This is a genomic window from Aeromonas sp. R2-1 (genome assembly GCF_040908425.1).
Classification (GTDB): Bacteria; Pseudomonadota; Gammaproteobacteria; order Enterobacterales; family Aeromonadaceae; genus Aeromonas; species Aeromonas caviae.
In genome coordinates, this window is sequence record NZ_JBFODR010000044.1 from 38,614 (window position 1) to 62,126 (window position 23,513).

Consider the following 23,513-nt stretch of genomic DNA (forward strand, 5'->3'; position numbering starts at 1 on the left):
CACGACAGTGATGCAAATGTCAAAGACATAAAAAATAAATCTTTGTGTGCCAGAGGGAGAAAATGGTGACGCTCTGTTTTGTCAGGGGGCGGTGCCAGCAAGGGCAAGGGCAGCAGGGAATAGAGGGTGAAAAGACGTGTCGCTTACGTCAACGTAATGTTATTTGTTTGGTGTTTTTGCTCTAATTTTTACATTGACGCTACATTCTGGCTGCTCTAGATTGGCCCTGTGTCGAGCAGTCATCGCTTTAGCAAGAGAGTGGGTGATTGTGCAGATACTAAGCTCTGTTTAAGCACGTTTCCGTTGGCTTGACCCTCGCATCCGCGAGGGTCTTATTTTTTCAGCGCCTGAGCGGCGCCAAACCTGCAAGCTCAGGATCCGGCGGGATAGAGGGCTGACACCGCCGCCAGCACCTCGGCGAAGGGATGGTCCGCCAACTGGCCAAAACCGGCCAGATCCCTGGCCTTGAGACGGGTCGTCAGCGGGGTGGCGATGCCACACAGGAAACGGGTCAGGATCCTGGGATGGCGCTGATGGCACAGGGCGATCAGCGGATCGCACCAGGCGCGCAAACCGTGCTCGTTGGGCAAGCCCGGTGATGCAAGCGGCGGCAACACGGCGATCTCTCCCCGGCAGACGGAACAGTGCCCGCACCGCTCGGGGGCCGCGTCGTCAGCAAAATAGCGGGCAAGCTCATGGCTGAGGCAGGTGGTCGAGGTGAAAAAGGCCAGCAGCGCCTGAAGGCGGGCCAGCTCGCTCTGCTCTTTCTTTTCAAACAATCCATGCAGCTCTTCGGCCAGGGTCGCGGTATCGATTTGCTGGCTCAGCACCCGATAGACCTCGGTCATCTGCTTGCTTTCAAGCTCGATCCAACCCTGCTGCTGCAGGTAGTCCAGCGCCGTCGCGGCGCGCTGGCGTTCCCCCTGGTATCCCTGCCACAGCGCTTCGAAGTCCATGGTGCACCAGGTGCGCGCCTGGGGGGCGCAGGCAAAGACCTGCTCCAGGAACAGGCGGCGTTCGGGATTGAAACGAGCGAGGATCGCCTGTTTTTCCAGTACGAACCTGAAACGGTACTCGGCAAAGTAGCTGTAGGCCGGTGCAATGACCCCTGCCATCTCCAGATAGACCAGCAGCGTCTTGAGGGGCAGTTGGCGAATGTTGGTCTCGTTGGAGAGGCGCAGCAGGCTGAATTCCCACTCGGTGCCGCTCTGGCGCACGATATCGAGCAAGTGCGTGATGGCGTCCCTGTCCGGCGTATCCCCATAGACGAAGTTTTCCAGTACCGGCAACTGGGCGCGGCTCGCCAGCACGGTGCAGCGGGAGGGAAGCCCGTCACGTCCGGCGCGGCCTATCTCCTGGCTGTAGTTCTCGATGGATTTGGGCAGGTCGTAGTGAATGACCCGGCGAATGTCGGCCTTGTCGATGCCCATGCCAAAGGCGATGGTGGCCACGATGCAGTCGAGTCTGCCAGCCATGAAGTTGTGCTGGATCTGGCTGCGCAGGGCGGGATCGAGCCCCGCATGGTAGGCGCATGCCCGGATGCCGCTGGCCTGTAGCTGCGCGGCGCACTGTTCTGCGCTGTGTTGCAGAGTCACGTAGACGATGGTGGGGGCGGCCGGATCCCGGTGCAGCTCCTCGCGCAGCCAGGTATCGCGGGCACTGCCGGCCAGCGGGAGGACGGCCAGATCCAGATTGGGTCTGTAGAAACCGGTGACCACCAGATCGTCCCGGTCGATGGCAAATTTTGCCTGCATGTCCGCCATGACGGCCGGGGTGGCGGTGGCGGTCAGCAACAGCACTTGGGGAATGGCCAGTTCACGGCGATGATCCGGCAGCTTGAGGTAGTCGGGGCGAAAGTTGTGGCCCCACTCCGAGATGCAGTGGGCCTCGTCCACCACCAGCAGTGACAGGGGGATGTGGGCGATGAAGCGGCGAAAGCGCTCATTTTTGAGGCGCTCCACCGAGATCATCAGGATTTTGAGCTGGCCATCGCTGGCCTGCTGCATCACGCGCCGGCTCTCTTCCGCTGTCTGACTGGAGTCCAGAGTGGCGGCGGCGATCCCCTTGCTGCGCAAAAAGGCGAGCTGATCGTGCATCAGGGCCAGCAGGGGAGAGATGACCAGGGTCAGGTGGGGCAGTGCGAGGGCGGGCAATTGATAACAGAGGGATTTCCCCGCGCCAGTCGGGAAGATGGCTGCGGCGCTCTTGCCGGCCAGCAGACGACTGATCACCGCTTCCTGCCCGGGCCGCAAGCGATCAAAGCCGAAGTGTCGGGTCAATAAAGAGGTGATCATGGCAAGGCTCCCAGAAAAAGGGCGTCATCATATCACTTCTGGCCCAGTGGTGGCCGATGATCGGACTGGTTTGGTGACATTTTGACCGTGGTTGATATTGTGTTATCACATTGTTGTAGATTTTTTGTGAGGTAACCCTGATATTTTTCAGTGATTATGTGGAAAAAAACCATGGCAGATGGGATATTCCTGTCCGCAACCCCACGCGAACGGGACAGATCCACCAGAAGAGCTGCCCACGGCGTCACCGTCAACGGACCGGTGCCAATGCGCGGGGCTGGTTGCCAACAGGACTAATGATTCACGCACCATGGGTGCACAGGGACTATTTGATGACACAACAACACCCCCTCATTCGACTGGTGAACAGCACCAGTCTGGTTAGCCAGATCCTGGTCGGTCTGGTTCTCGGTATCCTCCTTGCCATGTTCATGCCGGAATGGGCGAAGGCGGCGGGCCTGCTTGGCAGCCTGTTCGTCGGCGCCCTGAAGGCGGTTGCTCCCTTGCTGGTCTTCGTGCTGGTGATGGCGGCGATCATCGGGCACAAGCAGGGTCAGAAGACCAACATGAAACCCATCCTGCTGCTCTATCTGCTGGGAACCTTCCTGGCGGCTGCCGTGGCCGTGGTCGCGAGCTTCCTCTTCCCCTCCAACCTGCACCTGGTGGCCAACAGCGCCGAGATCTCCCCACCGGGCGGCATCATAGAGGTGCTGCAGACCCTGCTGTTCAACGTGGTGACCAACCCGGTGAAGGCGCTGCTGGAGGCGAACTACATCGGCATCCTGGCCTGGGCCATCGGCCTTGGCATCGCCATGCGCCACGCCAATGAGAGCACCAAGGCGGTGATCACCGACCTGTCCCACGGGGTGTCTACCATCGTCAAGGCCGTGATCCGCTGCGCCCCGCTCGGCATCCTGGGTCTGGTTGCCTCCACCCTGGCCGAGACCGGCTTCGATGCGCTGTTCGGCTATGCCCAGCTGCTGGTGGTGCTGATAGGCTGCATGCTGTTCATCGCCTTCGTGGTCAACCCGCTCATCGTGTTCTGGAAGATCAAGCGCAACCCCTATCCCCTGGTGCTGACCTGCCTGAAAGAGAGCGGCGTGACCGCCTTCTTCACCCGCAGCTCTGCCGCCAACATCCCGGTCAACATGGCGCTGGCCGAGAAGCTGCGCCTGCCGGAAGACACCTATGCGGTCTCCATCCCGCTGGGTGCCACCATCAACATGGCCGGTGCGGCCATCACCATCACAGTGCTCTCCATGGCGGCGGTGCACACCCTGGGGATGGAAGTGGATCTGGCGACCGCCATTCTGCTCTCCGTGGTCGCCACCGTCAGCGCCTGCGGCGCCTCCGGCGTGGCCGGTGGCTCCCTGCTGCTGATCCCGCTGGCGTGCAGCCTGTTTGGCATCAGCAACGACATCGCCATGCAGGTGGTGGCCGTTGGCTTCATCATCGGGGTGTTGCAGGATTCCGCCGAGACGGCCCTCAACAGCTCCACCGACGTGCTGTTCACTGCGGCCGCCTGCATGGCCGAGGATGAGAGCCTGCTGGATGCCGCCCCGGTGCCCAGCCGCGAAGCCTGATCCCCTAAGACGTTCCGCTCTGCACAGGCGCCCTCTTCGGAGGGCGCTTTTTATTTGCGCGGGCGTCAGGCGCCCTGCACCTTCTCGCCGTGTCATGGCATTGACAGTGCTCGGATCCCCCTGTGTGATTTCCCGGGAGGGGCCCGTTGGCCGCCTTCGTGTTCTCGCCACCGCCAACACGCCATTCCCTGTACCAACGTGCTAGGCGCTGCATTCGGCCGGGCATATCGGGCTGCTTATGCTGTCAGCATGGCGGCTTGTGGCATCCCCTCTGGTGACCGAAGGGGTCATCTGTTCTTCGGTCGCTGCACGAGAATCCCGGTCAAGGCCCTCTCGGCGGTTTGCCTGCGCCCTGTGGCCGGAATTTTCCTTGAATGCCTTGAAGAAAGGCTCCATTGGGTGGGGATGTCGGCTCTCTGGGCTAAACCCCGAAGAGCGGGCGTTCCTGGTAAGGGCAAGGGCTCTGGTGTTCTGCCTGGCAAGGCCGATGGCGCGCAGCAGATGACGGGATAACGCAGCACGTCTTGGTCGTGTGTCATGGGCGAAGGAATATGAGCGGCAAGCTGTCACCAAGGGGAAAGAGAGTGGGTGAAAGGGCTGTCTCTGATTTGAGGGCTGGGGGCTCTGATCATCTGAGCCCAGTACCTGATGATCATAACGAACACAGCCCGGCAGAGGAGATCTGCCGGGCTGTGGGAGGCGCCGGGCCAGATGCTGGCCCGACGGTATCGCAGGAAGGCTTAGCCGACCAGTTGATAAAGGATGGCGGAGATGGCGATAAGGCCCATGGTCGCCACGAAGACGTTGCTGATCTGGCCCTGGTATTTCGCCATGGCCGGAACGCGCTTGATGGCGTACATGGGCATGAGGAACAGGATGGTGGCGATGATGGGGCCACCCAGGGATTCGATCATCCCGAGGATGGAGGGGTTGATCACGGCAACGCCCCACAGGGTCAGGATGAAGAAGGCGATGATGAACAGCTCCACCTTCTTGTGGTTCGGTGCCTTGCCGGAGCTGCGCATGTTCTGGACGATCATCCCTTTCAGACCTTCACGGGCACCCAGATAGTGGCCGAAGAAGGAGGAGACGATGGCCACGAAGGCAACCAGCGGACCGAAGTAGGAGATGATGGGGCTCGCATGCTGGTTGGCCAGGTAGGAGAGCACGGCGATGTTCTGGGACTTGGCTTCTGCCAGCTGGGCCGGCGTCAGACTCATCACGCAGGAGAAGACGAAGAACATCACGAAGCCCAGCAGAATGATGGCGGTGCGCTTGAGGATGGCGTCGGACTTGGCGACAGCATGCTCACCGTGATCACGGCGCTGGGCCAGAGCGAAGCTGGAGATGGCCGGGCTGTGGTTGAAGGAGAAGACCAGCACCGGGATGGTCAGCCACAGGGTGGTGGCGAAGTCCTTGGTGCTCGGCATTTCATTCAGGGCCGCACCGGTCCAGTCCGGGATCAGGTACAGGGAGATGCCCGCCAGAATGGCGATGAGCGGATAGACCAGGAACTCGGTCACTTTCAACATCAGCTTCTCGCCAGCCAGCATCACGGACATCATGGCCATGATGAGCACGATGGAGAGGATCCAGCGCGGAGGCGGCGTCATCTGCAATTGGTTGACTAGGAAGCTTTCCACCGTGTTGGTGATGCCCACGCCGTAGATCAGCACGATGGGGTAGATGGCAAAGAAGTAGAGCAGGGTGATCAATTTACCGGCACCCACGCCGAAGTGCTCTTCCACCACCTGGGTGATGTCGGCATTGGGTTGCTTGGAGGAGAGCACGAAGCGCGCCAGACCACGGTGGGCCAGGTAAGTCATGGGGCCGACCAGCAGCGCCATCACCACCAGCGGCCAGAAGCCACCCATGCCGGCGTTGATGGGCAGGAACAGGATGCCTGCACCGACGGCGGTACCGAACAGGCTGATCACCCAGGTGGTGTCTTGTTTACTCCAACCGCGAGATTGGATCGAGCTGATTCCTTGCTCCTGTGCGGCTGCAACATCCTGTGCGCCAGTGACAGTATTGGACATGTGTCTCACCCCGAATGTGTGGTTTTAATTAGTCGGCGCAAGAATACTTTCTTTTTAATCAAAAATGTTGATCAAATTCACCTTTGTGCGGCTGAAACCCGTACTTTCTTGTAGAAATGTGATCAAAAGAATAAAAAATCAAAATTTATTTATCAAATGCGGTGTTATTTGAATGTTAACTGGATAATTTCCCACCTCATCATGTTGTCGAAATGTTATGTCGAGATGTGCTGGGCAAGCTGGCGGATCATGCTGGCAGTGGCCCCCCAGATGAAAGATTGCTCCCAAGGGATCCAATAGATGGTGTGACGTCCGTCCGCCCTTGGCAGGCTCAGGGCTATGTGCTGCCCCGGATCCAGCACGTGGGCGAGGGGGACTTCGAAGGCCTGGGCCACCTCGTCCTGGCTCAGGGTCAGCTCGTAGCCTGGGTCGAGCATGGCGAGGACCGGCAGCACATCGTAGCGCGAGACGGTATTGAGAGGGGTGAGGCTGCCGATGATCCTGATCTGGGAGGGGGGAATGCCAAGCTCCTCCTCGGTTTCCCTGAGCGCGGTGTGAATGAGGTCCCGGTCTTCCGGGTCCTGACGCCCGCCGGGAAAGCTGATCTGCCCCGGGTGGTGGCGCAGGGCGGCGCTGCGGCGCGTCAGCAGCAGGTGCAGGCCCTCGGGGCGCTCCACCAGGGGGATCAGCACGGCGGCAGGTTTGAGCCCGGCTAGTGCCAGGCGATGGGCGGGGGCGGGGCGCTGCAGCAAAAAGCGGGTCAGCAGCTCGGCACTCGTCATCTCCATGGGTCTCCTTGTGTCGGCCCCGCAGGGCCGGATGGGATCAAAGGGCATCGAGCAGTGGCAGGATGCGGGCCACCTTGTCGTAGGTCTCCTGATATTCGGCGTCGGGATCGGAGTCTGCGATGATGCCGCCCCCCGCCCAGCAGTGCAGCTGACCGGCTTCGGCGATCAGGGTACGGATGCAGATGCTGGTATCCATCCTTCCGTGCTGACTCAGATAACCGATGCTGCCGCAGTAGGCATTGCGCCGCACCGGCTCCAGCTCCTCGATGATCTCCATCGCCCGGATCTTGGGAGCCCCTGTGATGGAGCCGCCGGGGAAGCAGGCCCGCAGCAGATCCACTGCTTGCCAGCGCGCATCCAGTTCTCCGTGAATGGTGGAGACCAGATGATGCACCGCCGGGAAGGATTCCACGGCAAAGAGATGCGGCACAGTGACCGATCCCGGCCGGCTCACCCGGCCGATGTCGTTGCGCAGCAGATCGACGATCATCAGGTTCTCCGATCTGTCCTTGTCGGCGCTGGCGAGCGACTCGGCCACCCTGGCATCCTGGGCGGGATCCGGGTGGCGAGGCCGGGTGCCCTTGATGGGCTTGGTCTCAATATGGCGCTTGTCGAGCAGCAGGAAACGCTCCGGGGAGAGGCTCAGAATGGCGCTTTGCGGCAGGCGGATAAAGGCGGAGAACGGCGCCTTGTTGGCGGCGCTCAGGGCGAGATAGGCGGACCATTCATCCCCCTGATAAGGGGCGCTGAAGCGCTGGGTCAGGTTGATCTGGTAACAATCCCCCGCCGCCAGATAGGCCTGGATACGGGCAAACTTGTCGCCGTATTCGGCCCGCGTCATGTTGCTCTGCCAGGGGCCGGTCAGGTGAAGGGGGAGGGTGGTTCGTTCGCGCTGCGCCATCAGCCAGTCGAGCCTGCGGGCGAGGCCGGCTTCATCACCCCAGTGGGCCAGTTGCCAGTGTCCCGTCGCGACATTTCGCAGCAGCGCCCAGTCGTAGATCCCGACCGCCATGTCGGGCACCTGGATGTCCTGCTGCGCCACTGCGGGCAGACGCTCGAATCGTCGGCCCAGATCGTAGCCAAAGAGTCCCAGGGCTCCCCCGATAAACGGCAATCCCGAGTCATCCTCAACGAGCTCCCCGAGCAGGGCTCGCTGGGTCCTGGCGAGCAGGGCGAGGGGATCGCCGTCATGATGGTGCTGGTGGTTATCCTGGGTGAGGCAGGTGCTGGTACCCCGGGTTTCCAGGGTGGCAAGCGGATCGGCGCTGATGATGTCAAAACCGTTGTCAGCCCCCAGGGGGCCGGCGGATTCCAGCAGGATGGCCCAGGGTTGGTGTTGCAGGCAGGCAAACCAGGTGTGGAGCGAGGCCTGCGGGTCGAAATGGTGGATATGCAGTCTTGGTTTCATTTTTTGTTACATAGGCAACAGTTTGCGCCCGGCTCCCTAGCCGGTTCGGGTGGTCAAGCGTATCATGGCCGCCGGCATTTTTAAGAAAAACACCGTTATAAAAACACGCCGCAGTCTGCCGGCTCCAGGTGCATTTGCCACCTGCCGAAGGCCCGGCTCATATGGAAGCCCTTGCTCGCGCAAGCGATAACAAGGACCAGTGAGGATGATATGAGCATCATTAGAAAACAGGACTTTATCGATTCCATTGCTGACGCCCTGCAGTACATCTCCTTCTACCACCCCCTCGATTTCGTGCAGGCCGCCAAGGCCGCCTATGACCGCGAGATCAACCCGGCCGCCAAGGATGCCCTGGCCCAGATCCTGATCAACTCCCGCATGTCTGCCGAAGGTCATCGCCCGCTCTGTCAGGACACCGGTATCGTCACCTGCTTCGTCAAGATCGGCATGCAGGTACAGTGGGACAGCGACATGACGGTCCAGGAGATGGTGGATGAGGGCACCCGCCGTGCCTACACCAATCCGGACAACCCGCTGCGCGCCTCCGTGCTGGCGGATCCGGCCGGCAGCCGCAAGAACACCAAAGACAATGCCCCCGCTGTCGTGCACATCGACATGATCCCCGGCGACAAGGTGGAAGTGAGTATCGCGGCCAAGGGCGGCGGCTCCGAAAACAAATCGAAGATGGTGATGCTCAACCCCTCCGACGATATCGTGGAGTGGGTGCTCAAGACGGTGCCGACCATGGGGGCTGGCTGGTGCCCGCCCGGCATGCTCGGCATCGGCATCGGCGGCACCGCCGAGAAGGCGGCGGTGCTCGCCAAGGAAGCCCTGATGGAGCACATCGACATCCAGGAGCTGATTGCCCGTGGTCCCGAGACCACCGAAGAGAAGCTGAGGGTCGAGCTCTATGACAAGGTCAACAAGCTCGGGATCGGTGCCCAGGGGCTGGGCGGCCTGACCACGGTGCTGGATGTGAAGGTGAAATCCGCACCGACCCACGCCGCCTCCAAGCCCGTGGTGATGATCCCCAACTGCGCCGCCACCCGTCACGTGCATTTCGAACTCGATGGCTCCGGCCCGGCGGAGCTGACACCCCCCAGGCTGGAAGACTGGCCGGAGATCACCCGTGAGTCCGGTGGCAATGTGCGCCGGGTCAACGTGGATGGCATCACCAAGGCAGAGCTTGCCAGCTGGAAGAGCGGCGATACCGTGCTGCTCTCCGGCAAGATCCTGACCGGCCGCGACGCCGCCCACAAGCGCATCGCCGACATGCTGAAAAAGGGTGAAGGACTGCCCGAAGGGGTCGATTTCACCAACCGCTTCATCTATTACGTGGGCCCGGTCGATGCGGTACGTGACGAGGTGGTCGGCCCGGCTGGCCCCACCACGTCCACCCGGATGGACAAATTCACCGACATGATGCTGGGAGAAACCGGCCTCATCGGCATGATCGGCAAGTCCGAGCGCGGCCCCAAGACGGTCGAGAGCATCAAGCAGCACCAGGCTGTCTACCTGATGGCGGTGGGCGGCGCCGCCTATCTGGTGGCGAAAGCCATCAAGAAGGCGCGCGTGGTGGCCTTTGCCGATCTGGGGATGGAGGCCATCTACGAGTTCGAGGTGGAAGACATGCCGGTCACCGTGGCGGTCGACTCCCAGGGCAACAACATCCACGAGACCGGCCCGGCCTACTGGTCCGCCAAGATTGCCGAGCTGGAGACCAAGCTGGCTTGATCAATCGGGCTTCGGTGCAAACGCAGAGCGATTAGCCCCGTACAGCAGCATGTTGAAAGGCGACCCTCGGGTCGCCTTTTTTGCGGGTCCATTTGACGGTCTGGGCCTGAGCAAATTTACTGCTGCTGTGCTGCTGTGCTGCTGTGCTGCTGTGCTGCTGTGCTGCTGTGCTGCTGTGCTGCTGTGCTGCTGTGCTGCTGTGCTGCTGTGCTGCTGTGCTGCTGTGCTGCTGTGCTGCTGTGCTGCTGTGCTGCTGTGCTGCTGTGCTGCTGTGCTGCTGTGCTGCTTTGTCTTTGTCGCCATGACATCCCGGGTCGGAAGCCTGGATAACCCGGTGGGCAATGCCGGCGCATTGGCTGTCACGCCGAAGGGGCGATCAGTGGTTCAGGTAGACATCCTGGCCGCCGTAGCTCAGTGCCCCACCCAGAGGGGTTGAGGGCTCGAAGAAGCGGGTCAGGACACCGGCACGCTGGGCCAGGGTGCTCAATGTGATCCGGTCCAGGGCGACCTGTTCGGGCAGCCAGGTCAGCACGGCGGCGCAGTGACCATTGATCAGGCTCTGCTCCAGCAGGCGCTGCCAATTCTTGATCTTGGGGGCGTGCACGACAAGCACCCTGGCAGGATTGATTCCTCTGGCCTGCAATTGCACGGCGGCGGGCAGGCCTGGCGGGGCGACGAGCAGGATCCAGCCACTGTCGGACTGACTCAGTTGCCCCAGGGCATCCAGCAGCGGCGCTTCCTGATGGAGAGGGCCGCGCCGCTGCTCTTGTCCCATCTTGCTCTGATGGCGAGTGGGCCAGGTGGTGATCAGACCGGCAGAGGAGGAAGGGGGGCAAAGACTCAGGGGCTGGCTCATATGTCGTTCCTGTATGAATAACCATGCTGTATGCGTATACAGTAGTTCTGTTCGCAAGGAGTGACAAGTCATTTGTGGCTAAAAATGTGAGCCGATTAACAGGGGATGATTTTAACTGAATGATTAAAAAGGATATTTATATCTTCCTTATACAGGGTGTTTTTTAACCTGTAGACAAACTTCGGGTCGGCGCTCATGGTTATACAGTCCTGTATAGGGAGAGGAGGGAGCGAGATGGACGTCAGTACCTTGCAACGACTGGATGCGAACATTCTGCTCGGAATCATCAACGAGAAGCTGCGGTTGGAGTGTGATGGTCTGGAAGAGCTGCTGGCTTACTACGACATGACAGAAGATCAGCTGGCTACCCGTCTGCAACAGATCGGGTATCACTACGACCCCATGAGCAATCAGTTCAAGGCGCATGGTTAATTGAAATCAAAGGGTGCTCCGATTGGGGCATCCTTTTTATTACCTGACGAGGAGGTGTGAATTGAAAACGCTTTCAATTTCTCCCTAGTCGGCGGTTATTTTCACGTATTTTCAGTCACAGGCAATCATTGAAAACCTATTCATGAAACTATCTTTTTTGTTTTCATGTATCATCATGATTTAAAACGAAATTTATATTTCATTCAGACTGGCTCAAGGAAAGGGTTTTCATGGTGAAACTGTCATTTTTATGCGTTAAAGTGTGACTCACGTTAACTTTTAAACCCTTGGCTTTAGCTAGTATGCCCCCGCCGGAGCATATTCTGAGATAACAACAGCGCCGGTCCCCCCGATGGGATGACATTTTTTATTTGTAACGAAGGAAAATGGTTTATGGCTACCAAGAAGAAGACAGACCAGGATCTCCAACTGGATAAAGATCAGCTCAAGGCGAGTATCGTGCGTCACCTGCGTTCTACCTTGGGTACAAGCGAACAGAAAGCCTCTCCGGATGCCTGGTGGAAAGCGACCGCTGCCGCCGTCAATGAACAGGTGTACGAGCGCCTGACCCGTACTCAGCAGACTCACTTCAAGAAAGATACTCGTGCGATTCACTATCTCTCTGCTGAATTTTTGATGGGACGTTTGACCTCCAACAACCTGCACAACCTCTCCCTCTACAAAGTCTGTGAAGAGGCGCTGGGTGAACTCGGTCTGGAACTGACCGATCTGTGCGAACAAGAGCCTGACATGGCCCTTGGCAACGGCGGCCTGGGTCGTCTGGCTGCCTGCTTCATCGACTCCCTGGCCACCCTGAACTACCCGGCGGTGGGCTATGGCATTCACTACGAGCACGGCCTGTTCCGTCAGGAGATCCAGGATGGTCGCCAGATCGAGCGTCCGGACTCCTGGCGCGAATATGGCAACCCCTGGGAGATCTGCCGCCCGGAATCGGTGCAGGAGATCCCGCTCTACGGCTACGTGGAGACCGTCTTTGGTGACAAGGGTGGCCTGAAGAAGGTGTGGCACGCCGGTCGCAAGATCAAAGGGGTGCCCTGGGACATTCCGGTGGTCGGCTTCGGTGGTCACACCGTCAACATCCTGCGTCTGTGGGAATCCCGCGCCTCCGAGTTCTTCGACTGGGACGTGTTCAACGCCGGTGGTTATATCGACTCCCAGGCCGAGAAGGCCCAGGCCGAGACCATCTCCAAGGTGCTCTACCCGAACGATGAGACCGACGCCGGCAAGGAGCTGCGCCTGATCCAGCAGTACTTCTTCTGCGCCTGCTCCATCAAGGACATCATGCGTCGCTACAAGCGGGTGCATGGCAGTGACTTCAGCAACTTTGCCGCGCAAATCGCCATCCAGCTCAACGATACCCACCCCACCGTGGCCATCCCCGAGCTGATGCGCGTGCTGGTGGACGAAGAGGGGCTGAACTGGGATACCGCCTGGGGCATCTGCTATCAGGTCTTCTCCTACACCAACCACACCCTGCTGCCGGAAGCGCTGGAGAAGTGGTCCGTCAGCCTGTTCGAGAAGGTACTGCCCCGTCACCTCGAGATCATTTACGAAATCAACGCCCGTTTCCTGAACGAGCTGGTGGAGCCCAAGTGGCCGGGCAACGATGCCATCAAGGCCAAGCTCTCCATCATCGAAGAGGGTGACGTGCGCAAGGTGCGCATGGGCAACCTGTGCGTCATCGGCTCCTCCAAGGTGAACGGCGTGGCCGAGATCCACTCCAAGCTGGTGAAGGAAGATCTCTTCCCCGAGTATGCCGAGCTGTGGCCCGAGAAGATGTGCAACGTCACCAACGGCGTGACTCCCCGTCGCTGGCTGCTGGCCTGCAACCCGGAACTGGCCGAACTCTACAACGAGGTAGTGGGCAAGGAGTGGCCGCTGCAACTGGACAAGCTGCGCAGCGTGGTGAAGTTTGCCGACGACAAGGCGTTCCAGCAGCAGTTCATGACCATCAAGCGTCACAACAAGGAGAAGCTGGTCAAGGTCATCAAGGCGGAAACCGGCATCGACGTGAGCGCGGAGGCGATCTTCGACGTCCAGATCAAGCGTCTGCACGAGTACAAGCGTCAACAGCTGAACCTCATCCACATCATGGCGCTCTACCGTCGCCTGCTGGCGAACCCGGACTATGACATGCATCCGCGGGTGTTCATCTTCGGCTCCAAGGCGGCGCCCGGCTACAAGCTGGCCAAGGACATCATCTACGCCATCAACAAGCTGGCGGAGCGGGTCAACAACGACGCCCGTATCCAGGGCAAGCTGAAAGTGGTGTTCATGCCGAACTACCGCGTGAGCCTTGCCGAGAAGCTGATCCCGGCGGCGGATGTCTCCGAGCAGATCTCCACCGCAGGTTACGAAGCATCCGGTACCGGCAACATGAAGATGGCGCTGAACGGTGCCATCACCATCGGGACGCTGGATGGAGCCAACATCGAGATCGCCGAAGAGGCGGGTGCCGAGAACTGCGCCATCTTCGGTCTGAACGTGGACGAGGTGAAGTCCCTGAAGGCGCGCGGCTACAACCCGTATGACTTCTACTACGCCAACTCCGAACTGAAAGCCGTGCTGGACTGGTTTGATACCGACTACTTCACGCCGGGTCGCCCTGGGGAGCTCTCCTCCATCAAGCGTTCCCTGCTGGAAGGGGGAGACCCTTACCTGACTCTGGCCGATTTCGAGTCCTACTCCGAGGCGCACAAGCTGATCGACGCCTGGTACCGGGATCCGGCCCTGTGGGCGAAGAAAGCCATCATCAACTCGGCCACCATGGGCAAGTTCAACTCCGACCGCTCCATCCAGGATTACGTAGACCGGATCTGGAAACTGACGAGCTGCAGCGTCGGCTGATGTCTGCTCCTGTGAAAAACCCCGCGATGCGGGGTTTTTTTTTATCTGTCGGGCTGAGGGAGGCTCAGGGCCTGTCGACCACCCGGGTGTCCGCCGGCACCCGTTTCTTGCCGGTGATCATCGCCCTGACGAGATCGCCCCGTACCAGACGATCCAGGGCGATGACGGCCAGTACATGGACGAAGATGGCCACCTGCAACCCCTTGGCAAAGAACTCGTGGATCTCTTCCATGGGATGGGTGCCGGAGAGAGGCCCGTATTCGGTCATGATCCCGCTGGCGGCGGTGCCGACAAGGCAGGTCAACAGCAGCAGTATCATCAAGGACCCCAAAGGATTGTGACCGGCGTAGTAGGGGTGGCGCCCCTTGATCGTCTCCTTGAGATAGGTGATGACGCCGACCGGTGTCGGCAGCCACTGGGCGAAGCGGGCATGATAGGAGCCGATGAAACCCCATACGATGCGCAGTACCAGCAGTCCGGCCAGCGCATATCCCGCATAGCGGTGGTTGCGCGCCCCCTCTTCAAGGATGAAGAGATTCAGCACGCACAACAGCACAGTGGCCCAGTGAAATCCCCTGACCACCGGATCCCATACCTTGATTTCACGGTTGTTCTGCATCGTCTTTCCCATGAGGTGATCCCCTTGTCGTGATGTCCATGATCATCGCCATCGTCAGCCATGGCTGCGTGATGGCCGTTGTCAGCATCATGGAGGCGATTTCTTAAGTGCGAGTTAATGTCGCGGTGATGTCACGGGTAGGGAGTGCGGTGGTGTCGGGGCGAGAAAAAGCCCCGGCGATGCGGGGCTTGGAGGGGCATTAGGGGGCGAACCTCAGTGGAGGATATCCCCCATGAAATAGGCCAGCATGGTCAGGATGACGGTGAACACCAGGTTCAGTACCAGGCCGGCCCGCATCATCTCCCGCTGCTGGATATGGCCGCTGGCGAAGACGATGGCGTTGGGGGGCGTGGCCACCGGCAGCATGAAGGCACAGGAGGCGCCGACGGCGATCAGGACGGAGACCACGATGGGGGAGACTCCCAGTGCCTCGGCCACCCCGGCGAACAGCGGCACCAGCAGCGCGGCGGTGGCGGTGTTGGAGACCAGCTCGGTCAGGAACACCACGAAGGCGGCCAGGCAGAGCAGGATCACGAAGATGGGCATGGAGGAGAGGCCGCTGGAGAGGTGCTCCGCCAGGAAGGCGTTGGCCCCGGTCTGCTTGAGGATGGCGCTCAAGGTGAGACCACCCCCGAACAGCAGCAGCACGCCCCAGTCGGTGTTCTGGTTGATGTCATCCCAGCTGGCGACCCGGCTGACGGCGATGGCCAGGATGGCGCCCATGGCGATCAGGGTATCGAACTGGGGAATGCCGCCCAGCGCCTTGGCAAGAGGCTGGGATCCAATCCACAGCAGCACCGTGGTCAGGAAGATGGTCAGGGTCACTTTGCGCTGACCTGTCCATTCGATGGTGACCTGCTCGGTGCTCACCTGGTGGGAGAGATTGGGACGGGTCACCCAGTAGAGCAGGCCGATGCCCACCGGCATGAAGATGATCACCACGGGGATGCCGAACTCCAGCCAGTCGGTGAAGCCCAAGCCCATCTGGGCGGCGGCGATGGCATTGGGGGGGCTGCCCACCAGGGTGCCGATGCCACCGATGCTGGCGCTATAGGCGACGCCAAGCAGCACGAAGACCAGGGTGCGGCGCTCCTTGTGAACGTCCAGCCCCTTTAGCATGCCGAGGGCCAGCGGCATCATCATGGCCGCGGTGGCGGTGTTGCTGATCCACATGGAGAGGGCGGCCGTGATGGTGAAGAGCACGATGGAAGCCCAGCCCAGGTGTCCCTTGGCGAGCTGCATCACCTTGCCGGCGATCTGGGTGTCGAGTCCCTGCTTGGAGAGGGCTGCCGCGAGGGCAAAGCCGCCAAAGAAGAGGAACAGGACGGGGTTGGCAAAGTCGGTCAGCGACTTGCTCATGTCGAACACCCCGAGCAGGGTGGCGAGCACCGGGATGGAGATGGCAGTGATGGTGATGTTCACCGCCTCGGTCAGCCAGAGGATGGCGATGAAGATCAGGATGGCCAGCCCCTTGTTGACCATGGGGTCAAACGGGAGCCATGCCAGCATGGCGCAGAGCAGGAGCAGATCCAGGATGACGATCCCGGACTTGATGTCCAGCCAGCGTGAGGGGGGAGTCGTAGGTACAGCCGATGTGTGCATAACGTTCTCTCGGTTAATTTATGGTTGTTGTTGTGATGCCGAGGTTACATTTATCCCCCTGTTTGAAACAGGGGGATATGGTCAAATCATGTGGCGACTCACAGAGTCAAGTGAAAACGGATCTTCAATCAAACATAAATGAAACATTTTGTTTTCATTTGACAGGGGAGGTGAAGGAGAGCAGCCACTCCTTGAACAGGCTCTTGGGCAGAGAGCCGCTGCGCTGTGCCAGGATCTCCCCCCGCTGGAAGACCATCAGGGTCGGGATGCTGCGGATGCCATAGCGACCTGCGATGGCGGCCTCCTGCTCGGTATCGAGTTTCACGAAGCGAAGGCGGGGCTCAAGCTCCCGGGCGACCTCCTGAAAGACGGGGGCAAACTGCAGGCAGGGGCCACACCAGCTTGCCCAAAAGTCCACCACCACCGGGATGTCGGACTGGATCAGAGCATCGAAGCTGGCCTGACGCCCCGCCACCGGGGTTTGTTCGAAGAGGGGGTGACGGCAGCGGCCGCACTTCGCGTTTGAGTCTGCTTTTTCGACAGGCAGGCGGTTGCGGGTAAAGCATTGGCTACAATAGGTGGTGACAAGTGACATAATTGCTTCCTTATTTCATGGCCCGGCAACATCTTTATTGCAATCAGAGCGCCGACTAACGGTAACATAGCACTCAGTGGTTTTTCACAGTTGGCCTCCGGCCGTGACCTGATGTCACCGGATGGCCGACCATGACATGAGAATCGAGACGGGATGAAGAGTGTTGCACGGGCCAATCGTGTTGTCTTTGGCCTTATCATCGTATCGCTGGTGGGCTTTTCTGCCTATTGCTGGCAGTTGCTCAGCCAGCAGCAGCGTGCCTTCGATTTGAGCGTGGCGGCTGAGATGGTGCTTAATCGGGTCAATACCGATACCGTCTATCTGCTGGGGCGCGAGAAGGCCAGCGATGGCAGCGTACAGCAGCGCCTAAGCCTGCTTTCCAGTCACCTGGACAGGTTCGTCAGGCTGGTGCACGAGGATCCGGAGTCGGTGGACGACCCCGGCTCCCAAGCGTTGCAGCGGGACATCGACGGTTATCTGCTGGATCTCGCCAGGCTCTACACCATGGAGATGACCATCGAGTATCTGGCTCCCCGCTTCCAGGGCCAGCTCAAGGCGTTGCAAGGCACCCTGCCGGTCGGTGAGGCGCAGTACCGCGACCTGACCGAACTCATGCGCCTGCACCACTACCTCAGACGCAGCTGGGATCAGAACGAGCAGCGGCAACTGCTGCAACTCCAGCAGCACCTGCTCGACCGCTATGGCGAGCAGCCGAGGGTCGCGGCCCTCGTTCGGCTGGGCCAGGAGTTCAATCAGCAGGTGATGGAGTACCATCGCCTGCGCAATCAGGTGGTGGAGATGAAGGGGCTGAGCTCGCTGCCCGCCTGGAAGCAGAGCAAGCTGGAGCGGGCCTCCTCCCTCAAGAGCCGCTTCTACCTGATGGTGCTGGGGGGGGCGCTGCTCTGCTTCTCGCTGGTGGCCGCGACCCTGTGGCGTCGCAACCAGAAGCTGAGCGAGCTCTCTCGCCATGCCGCGCTGCTGGCCCAGGCCAAGAGCGACTTCCTGGCCAACATGAGCCACGAGATCCGCACCCCCATGAATGCCATCATCGGCTTCAGCGCCCTGGCACTGCAAACCAGTCTGGATCCCCAGCAGCGGGACTATCTCAACAAGATCAAATCCTCGTCTGATACCTTGCTGCTGCTCATCAACGACATTCTGGATCTCACCAAGGTGGAGTCCGGCAAACTGACCCTGGAGGAGATCGACTTCGATCTCAGCGAGCAGCTCGACTCCCTCGCCGCCATGTTCGCGGATCTGGCGGAGCGCAAGCACATCGAGGTCATCATCAACAAGTCTCCCGCCGTGCCCGACTTTCTGCGCGGGGATCCGCTGCGCCTCGGTCAGGTGCTGGTCAACCTGGTGAACAATGCCATCAAGTTCACCGAGCGGGGCGAGGTGGAGGTGGCCATTACGCTCACCAGCCAGCATCCCATGCGGGTCTGTTTCAGCGTGCGGGATACCGGCATCGGCATCGCCCCAGAGAAACAGGCCCAGCTGTTCCAGCCCTTTACCCAGCTGGAGGCGGGCAATACCCGCAAATATGGCGGCTCCGGGCTTGGCCTCAACATCTCCCAGCGCCTGGTGGGGCTGATGGGCGGGGAGATCACCGTGCAGAGCAAGCCCGGGGTGGGATCCACCTTCCTGTTCGAGATCCCCATCTCCCAGGCGGTGTACGGGGTCTCGGGGCGCCGGGTCTTCTTCGATCACCAGCCCCTGATCCTGATGATGGATGACAACGAGCTGGTGCTGGAGCTGGCCAAGGACATCCTGGGGCGGGCGGGGGCGTCCGTCATCACGGTCAACAGCCTCTCCCGCGCCCGTCAGGTGCTGCGGGAAGAGGGGCATCACCTCCGCCTCGCCATCCTCGACTGGCGCATGGGTCAGGAGGATGGCCTGGACTTGGCCCTCGAGATGTACCAGCACAGCCAGTGGCGGCGCCTGCCTGTCCTGATGACCAGCGCCTGGTCCAGGGAGGGGCTGCACGGGCGGATGGAGAGCATGGGACTGACCCATTTCCTGGCCAAACCCATGACCGAAAACGCCTTGCTGGCCAAGGTGGATGAACTGCTCAACGGCAGCTCCCATGACAGCAAGGTCCGCCAGGCGGAGGCCCAGGGGGATCAGCAGCAGTTCCGGGAGCTGCTGCGCGGTACCCGGGTGCTGCTGGCCGAGGACAACCGGGTCAACCAGCAGCTCATTCTGGAGTACCTGCGCCGGGTGGAGGCCAAGGTCACCGTGGTGGACAACGGCCGCGAGGCGGTGGAGCAGGTGGCGGAGCAGCCGTTTGACGTCATCCTGATGGATCTGCAGATGCCGGTGCTGGACGGGCTGGATGCCACCCGCCAGATCCGCAAGATGGTGGACAAGCACGATGTGCCCATCATCGCCCTCACCGCCAGCGCCATGCCGGGGGACAGGGAGCGCTGCCTTGGCGTCGGCATGAATGGCTATGTCACCAAGCCGGTGAGCAAGCTCGATCTCTACAACAACCTGCTGCAATGGGTGAAGAGCAGCGGCGGGGAGCCCAAGGTGCCCATCGAGGTCAAGCCGCCGGCCCTCATGGGCGTGCTGGATCTGGAGGATGCCCTGCGCCGGCTGGAGCATGACAGGGAGGCGCTGCAGATCCTCTTCAAGCTGTTCCTCTCCGAGCACAAGGACGATCTGTGGGACATCCGCACCGCCCTGCGTCGCCAGCAGCCCGAAGTGGCGTGCCGGTTGCTGCATACCCTGAAGGGGGTGTCGGCCAACATCTCCGCTTCCCGCCTGCAACTGCTGGCCGGGGAGCTGGAGTGGCGGCTGCGGCTGCAGGAGGAGCTGAGCGAGGGGGAGCTCAACCAGTTGCAGCAGGTCTTTACCCAGACCCGGGAGGAGGTCTCCCACTTCCTGCTCACCGGAGAGCAGCAGGAGTCGGTCGCCTTCCCGTTCTCGCCCCCCGACAAGCGGCTCTGAGGGAGGGCAAGATAGCAATCGTTCTCAAGTCACCAGCTTCAGGCTATGATGCCCACTCGTTCGCCCCCGTCAGGGGGCGATTGTATTGAGCTTCTCTTCACGATCACGCGGCAGCGCGCCGCGACCAAGGACTTCTCTGTGAGCGTATTTTTGCGGCTTGGCTGGTTTTTCAAGGATCAGTGGCGGCGTTATCTGGTGGCCATCTCCCTGCTGATGCTGGTGGCCCTGTTGACCGTGATCCCCCCCAAGGTGGTGGGCTGGGTGGTGGATGGCATCGCCAAGGGTGACCTGGACAGCGGCACCCTGACCGGCTATCTGGCGGGGCTTTTTGGCCTGGGACTGCTTATCTACCTGCTGCGCTACGTGTGGCGGGTCATGCTGTTCGGCGCCTCCTACCGGCTCGCCTACGTGCTGCGCAACCGGCTGTTCAGCCACTTCACCCGCATGAGCCCGGATTTCTACCAGCGCCACCGCACCGGTGATCTGATGGCCCACGCCACCAACGACATCCAGGCGGTGGAGATGACCGCAGGGGAAGGGGTGCTGACCCTGGTGGACTCCTTCATCGTCGGCATCCTGGTGCTCTCCATCATGTGCAGCCAGTACTCCTGGCAGCTGACCCTGCTCTCCCTGCTGCCCCTGCCGGTGATGGCCTTCTTCATGAACCGCTTCGGGACCCAGATCTACAAGGAGTTCAAGGCGGCGCAGGGGGCCTTCTCCCGCCTCAACAACAAGACCCAGGAGGCCCTCTCCGGGGTGCGGGTGCTCAAATCCTACGCGGTCGAATCCCTGGAGGACGAGGGCTTTGCCGAGCTGACCCGTCAGGCGGGGGAGCGCAACATGGCGGTGGCCCGCATCGACGCCAAGTTCGACCCCGTGATTTACCTGTGCATCGGCTGCTCCTATTTTCTGGCGGTCGCAGGGGGCAGCGCCCTGGTGCTGCAAGACAAGCTGACCCTGGGGGAGCTCACCAGCTTCACCATGTACCTCGGCCAGCTCATCTGGCCCATGTTCGCCATCGCCTGGCTGTTCAACATCATCGAGCGGGGCAGCGCCGCCTACTCGCGCATCGAAAGCCTGCTGGGGGAGCGCAGCGACATCGAGGAGCCGGCCCATCCCGTGGCGCTGGCCTCGGCCTTTCCCCTGCGGGTGCAGGGGCTGGGCTACCGGCTGGAGCAGCGCACCCTGTTGCAGGGGGTGGATGTCACCCTGCAGGCTGGCGCCATGCTGGGGATAGTGGGACGCACCGGGGCAGGCAAGAGCTCCCTGCTCAAGCTGCTGATGCGCCTGGCCAACCCCACGGCCGGGGAGATCCGCATGGGGGAGGTGCCCATCTCGCAACTGTCGCTGGGTGAGCTGCGCAGCCAGTTTGCCTATGTGCCCCAGGAGCCGTTTCTGTTCTCCACCACCATCGCGGCCAACATCGCCCTGGGCCGCCCCGAGGCGAGCCGGGAGGAGATTGAGCGGGTGGCGCGCATCGCCTGCGTGCACGACGACATCAGTCGCTTCCCCAAAGGGTATGAAACCGAGGTGGGAGAGAAAGGGGTGACCCTCTCCGGCGGTCAGAAGCAGCGTCTGGCCATCGCCCGCGCCCTGCTGCTGGATGCCCCTATCCTGGTGCTGGATGACGCCCTCTCGGCGGTGGATGCCCACACCGAGCAGCAGATCCTGCTGGCCCTCAAGGTCCACAAGCGCACCCTGGTGCTGGTGAGCCACCGCATGACGGCGGTGGAGCAGGCGGACGAGATCCTGGTGCTTGAGCAGGGAGCGATCAGCGAGCGGGGCCGTCACGAGGCCCTGATGGCCAGGAACGGCTGGTACGCGGACATGGTCCGCTACCAGCGCCTGGAGCAGGACGTGGAGGAGAGCCTGTGAACAGGATGACAAGACCCCTGGTTTCCTTCACCCCCCGCCCGGCTCCCGCGAGCGGAGAGGGGAGCAAAAAGAGTCAATTCCCGTGGAACGTTGCGCTGGAGGCAAGTCTGTGAATCCAACCATCAAACGGCTGCTCGCCTACTGCGCCAGCTACCCCCGCTGGCTGGTGCAGGCGGGCATCTGCCTGCTGCTCGCCACCGGCGCCGAGGTGGCGGGTCCCTTGCTCATCAAGCTCTTCATCGATGACTACCTGGCGCCGCGCCGGCTGGAGTGGGGCATCATCGCCGCCCTTGCCGCCGGTTATCTGGGGTTGCAGGTGTTGTCGGCGGCCGGCTTCTATCTGCAATCCCTGCGCTTCAACCGCATCGCCCAGGCGGTGGTGCAGCGTCTGCGCGAGCAGGTGTTCGCCACCGCCATCCGGCTGCCGGCCCGCTATTTCGACAAGCATCGCTCGGGTTCCCTCATCTCCCGCATCACCAACGACACAGAGGCGATCATGAACCTCTACGTCCAGGTGATAGGGCTGCTGGTGCAAAAAGTGGTGCTGCTGTGCGGCATCCTCATCTCCATGGCGCTGCTGGATCTGCGCCTGATGCTGGTGTGCGCCACCCTGCTGCCGGCGGTGGGGGCCGTGATGTGGCTCTACCAGAAACTGAGCGTGCCCGTGGTGCGGGCGACCCGCAGCCTGCTCTCCGACATCAACAGCCGGCTCAACGAGTCCCTGCAGGGGATGCCGGTGATCCAGGCCATGGTGCAGGAGCGCCACTTCGCCAACGCCTTTGCCGAGGTGAACCAGCAGCACTGGCAGGCCAGGATCAAGAGCCTCAAGATCAACGGCATACTGCTGCGCCCCCTCATCGATCTCTTCTACATGATGGTGCTCATCGGTCTGCTGGCCCTGTTTGCCCACGAGGGGCTGAGCACGGCGGGGGCCATCCAGGTGGGGGTGCTTTACGCCTTCATCAGCTATCTGGGGCGGATGATCGAGCCCCTCATCGAGATGACCAACCAGCTCAACCAGTTGCAGCAGGCCATGGTGGCGGGGGAGCGGGTGTTCGCCCTGCTCGATGAAACCCGCGAGAGCACCGACGGGGCGGTGCGCCCCCTGGAGGGACGGGTACGCTTCGACGGGGTGGGCTTCTCCTACGACGGGGAGCAGCAGGTACTGCAAGATGTGAGCTTTGCCACCCGGCCGGGCCAGATGCTGGCGCTGGTGGGCCACACCGGCAGCGGCAAGTCCACCATCATCAGCCTGCTGATGGGCTTCTACCCCCTGGATCGGGGGAGCATCCACTTCGATGATCACCCCATGAACGGCCTGGCCCTCTCGGCGGTGCGCCGCAGCATCGGCCTGGTGCAGCAGGATCCTTTCATCTTCGTCGGCACCCTGGCCGAGAACCTGCGCCTTGGGCGTGACGGCATCGAGGATGGCCGGCTCTGGCAGGCCCTGGAGGAGGTGCAGCTGGCCGATTTCGTGCGCCGCCTGCCCGATGGCCTGGCCACCCTGATGGAGGAGAGGGGCAAGAACCTCTCCGCCGGCCAGCGCCAGCTGCTCTCCTTTGCTCGTGCCCTGGTGGGGGATCCGCGCATCCTCATCCTGGACGAGGCGACCGCGAGCGTGGACTCCCAGACCGAGCTCGCCCTCTCCCAGGCGCTCTCGGCGGCGCGCCGTGGCCGCACCACCATCGCCATCGCCCACCGTCTCTCCACCATTGTGGATGCCGATGAAATCCTGCTGCTCTCCCGCGGGTGGGTGAGCGAGCGCGGCACCCACGGCGAGCTGATGGCGCTGGGGGGGCATTATGCCCAGCTGTTCGAGATGCAGAGCCAGGGGGCCTGGCTTGAAGAGAAACGGGCCTGAGGCCCAC

15 protein-coding genes are annotated in these 23,513 nt (G+C 61.4%); 7 read left to right on the forward strand and 8 right to left on the reverse strand.

Annotated features, from left to right (window positions below; genetic code table 11):
* Positions 1-371: 371 nt before the first annotated feature.
* Positions 372-2,294: an ATP-dependent DNA helicase RecQ gene (locus tag AB5Y80_RS16610; RefSeq protein ID WP_368173218.1), complete on the reverse strand. Its 1,923-nt coding sequence runs from the start codon at positions 2,292-2,294 to the stop codon at positions 372-374.
* Positions 2,295-2,626: 332 nt separating this feature from the next.
* On the opposite strand from AB5Y80_RS16610, the gene sstT reads away from it, so the two are divergent.
* The gene (gene sstT, locus AB5Y80_RS16615; RefSeq protein ID WP_277855937.1) at positions 2,627-3,877 is read left to right on the forward strand and encodes a serine/threonine transporter SstT; all 1,251 of its coding nucleotides are present in this window, start codon (positions 2,627-2,629) and stop codon (positions 3,875-3,877) included.
* A gap of 740 nt (positions 3,878-4,617) precedes the next feature.
* Here sstT and AB5Y80_RS16620 read toward each other — a convergent pair.
* The 3 genes from AB5Y80_RS16620 to pabB form a co-directional block, all read right to left on the reverse strand.
* Positions 4,618-5,916, reverse strand: coding sequence for a serine/threonine transporter (locus AB5Y80_RS16620; protein WP_368173219.1), 1,299 nt, complete (start codon positions 5,914-5,916; stop codon positions 4,618-4,620).
* Positions 5,917-6,131: 215 nt separating this feature from the next.
* Entirely contained in the window at positions 6,132-6,698 is a 567-nt protein-coding gene (locus AB5Y80_RS16625; protein WP_368173226.1) for a CoA pyrophosphatase, read from the reverse strand.
* A 43-nt stretch (positions 6,699-6,741) separates the two neighbouring features.
* Positions 6,742-8,112, reverse strand: a complete 1,371-nt coding sequence (pabB, locus tag AB5Y80_RS16630; RefSeq protein WP_368173220.1) for an aminodeoxychorismate synthase component I — start codon at positions 8,110-8,112, stop codon at positions 6,742-6,744.
* 210 nt (positions 8,113-8,322) lie between these two features.
* On the opposite strand from pabB, the gene AB5Y80_RS16635 reads away from it, so the two are divergent.
* Positions 8,323-9,846, forward strand: a complete 1,524-nt coding sequence (locus tag AB5Y80_RS16635; protein ID WP_039040872.1) for a fumarate hydratase — start codon at positions 8,323-8,325, stop codon at positions 9,844-9,846.
* A gap of 376 nt (positions 9,847-10,222) precedes the next feature.
* Here AB5Y80_RS16635 and AB5Y80_RS16640 read toward each other — a convergent pair whose 3' ends face one another.
* Complete coding sequence (locus AB5Y80_RS16640) at positions 10,223-10,702, reverse strand: cell division inhibitor (RefSeq protein ID WP_042016553.1); 480 nt, start codon at positions 10,700-10,702, stop codon at positions 10,223-10,225.
* 234 nt (positions 10,703-10,936) lie between these two features.
* On the opposite strand from AB5Y80_RS16640, the gene AB5Y80_RS16645 reads away from it, so the two are divergent.
* Entirely contained in the window at positions 10,937-11,134 is a 198-nt protein-coding gene (locus AB5Y80_RS16645) for a DUF4250 domain-containing protein (RefSeq protein ID WP_005323525.1), read from the forward strand.
* Between the two features lie 393 nt (positions 11,135-11,527).
* Positions 11,528-14,002 (forward strand): glycogen/starch/alpha-glucan phosphorylase, encoded by a 2,475-nt coding sequence (locus AB5Y80_RS16650; protein WP_039040874.1) that lies wholly within the window; start codon positions 11,528-11,530, stop codon positions 14,000-14,002.
* Positions 14,003-14,066: 64 nt separating this feature from the next.
* On the opposite strand, the gene AB5Y80_RS16655 is transcribed toward AB5Y80_RS16650, so the two are convergent.
* The 3 genes from AB5Y80_RS16655 to trxC form a co-directional block, all read right to left on the reverse strand.
* A complete protein-coding gene (locus AB5Y80_RS16655) occupies positions 14,067-14,633 on the reverse strand; it encodes a cytochrome b/b6 domain-containing protein (RefSeq protein WP_368173221.1) in 567 nt (188 codons plus the stop codon).
* A gap of 201 nt (positions 14,634-14,834) precedes the next feature.
* On the reverse strand, positions 14,835-16,223 hold the full coding sequence (locus tag AB5Y80_RS16660) for a DASS family sodium-coupled anion symporter (RefSeq protein ID WP_103254905.1): 1,389 nt from the start codon (positions 16,221-16,223) through the stop codon (positions 14,835-14,837).
* A 154-nt stretch (positions 16,224-16,377) separates the two neighbouring features.
* A complete protein-coding gene (trxC, locus tag AB5Y80_RS16665) occupies positions 16,378-16,818 on the reverse strand; it encodes a thioredoxin TrxC (protein ID WP_041215078.1) in 441 nt (146 codons plus the stop codon).
* Positions 16,819-16,971: 153 nt separating this feature from the next.
* On the opposite strand from trxC, the gene AB5Y80_RS16670 reads away from it, so the two are divergent.
* The 3 genes from AB5Y80_RS16670 (at position 16,972) to AB5Y80_RS16680 (ending at position 23,506) form a co-directional block, all read left to right on the forward strand.
* Positions 16,972-19,770 (forward strand): response regulator, encoded by a 2,799-nt coding sequence (locus AB5Y80_RS16670; protein WP_042879779.1) that lies wholly within the window; start codon positions 16,972-16,974, stop codon positions 19,768-19,770.
* Between the two features lie 138 nt (positions 19,771-19,908).
* Entirely contained in the window at positions 19,909-21,645 is a 1,737-nt protein-coding gene (locus AB5Y80_RS16675; RefSeq protein WP_041215080.1) for an ABC transporter transmembrane domain-containing protein, read from the forward strand.
* Positions 21,646-21,754: 109 nt separating this feature from the next.
* Entirely contained in the window at positions 21,755-23,506 is a 1,752-nt protein-coding gene (locus AB5Y80_RS16680) for an ABC transporter transmembrane domain-containing protein (RefSeq protein WP_368173222.1), read from the forward strand.
* Positions 23,507-23,513 lie beyond the last annotated feature (7 nt).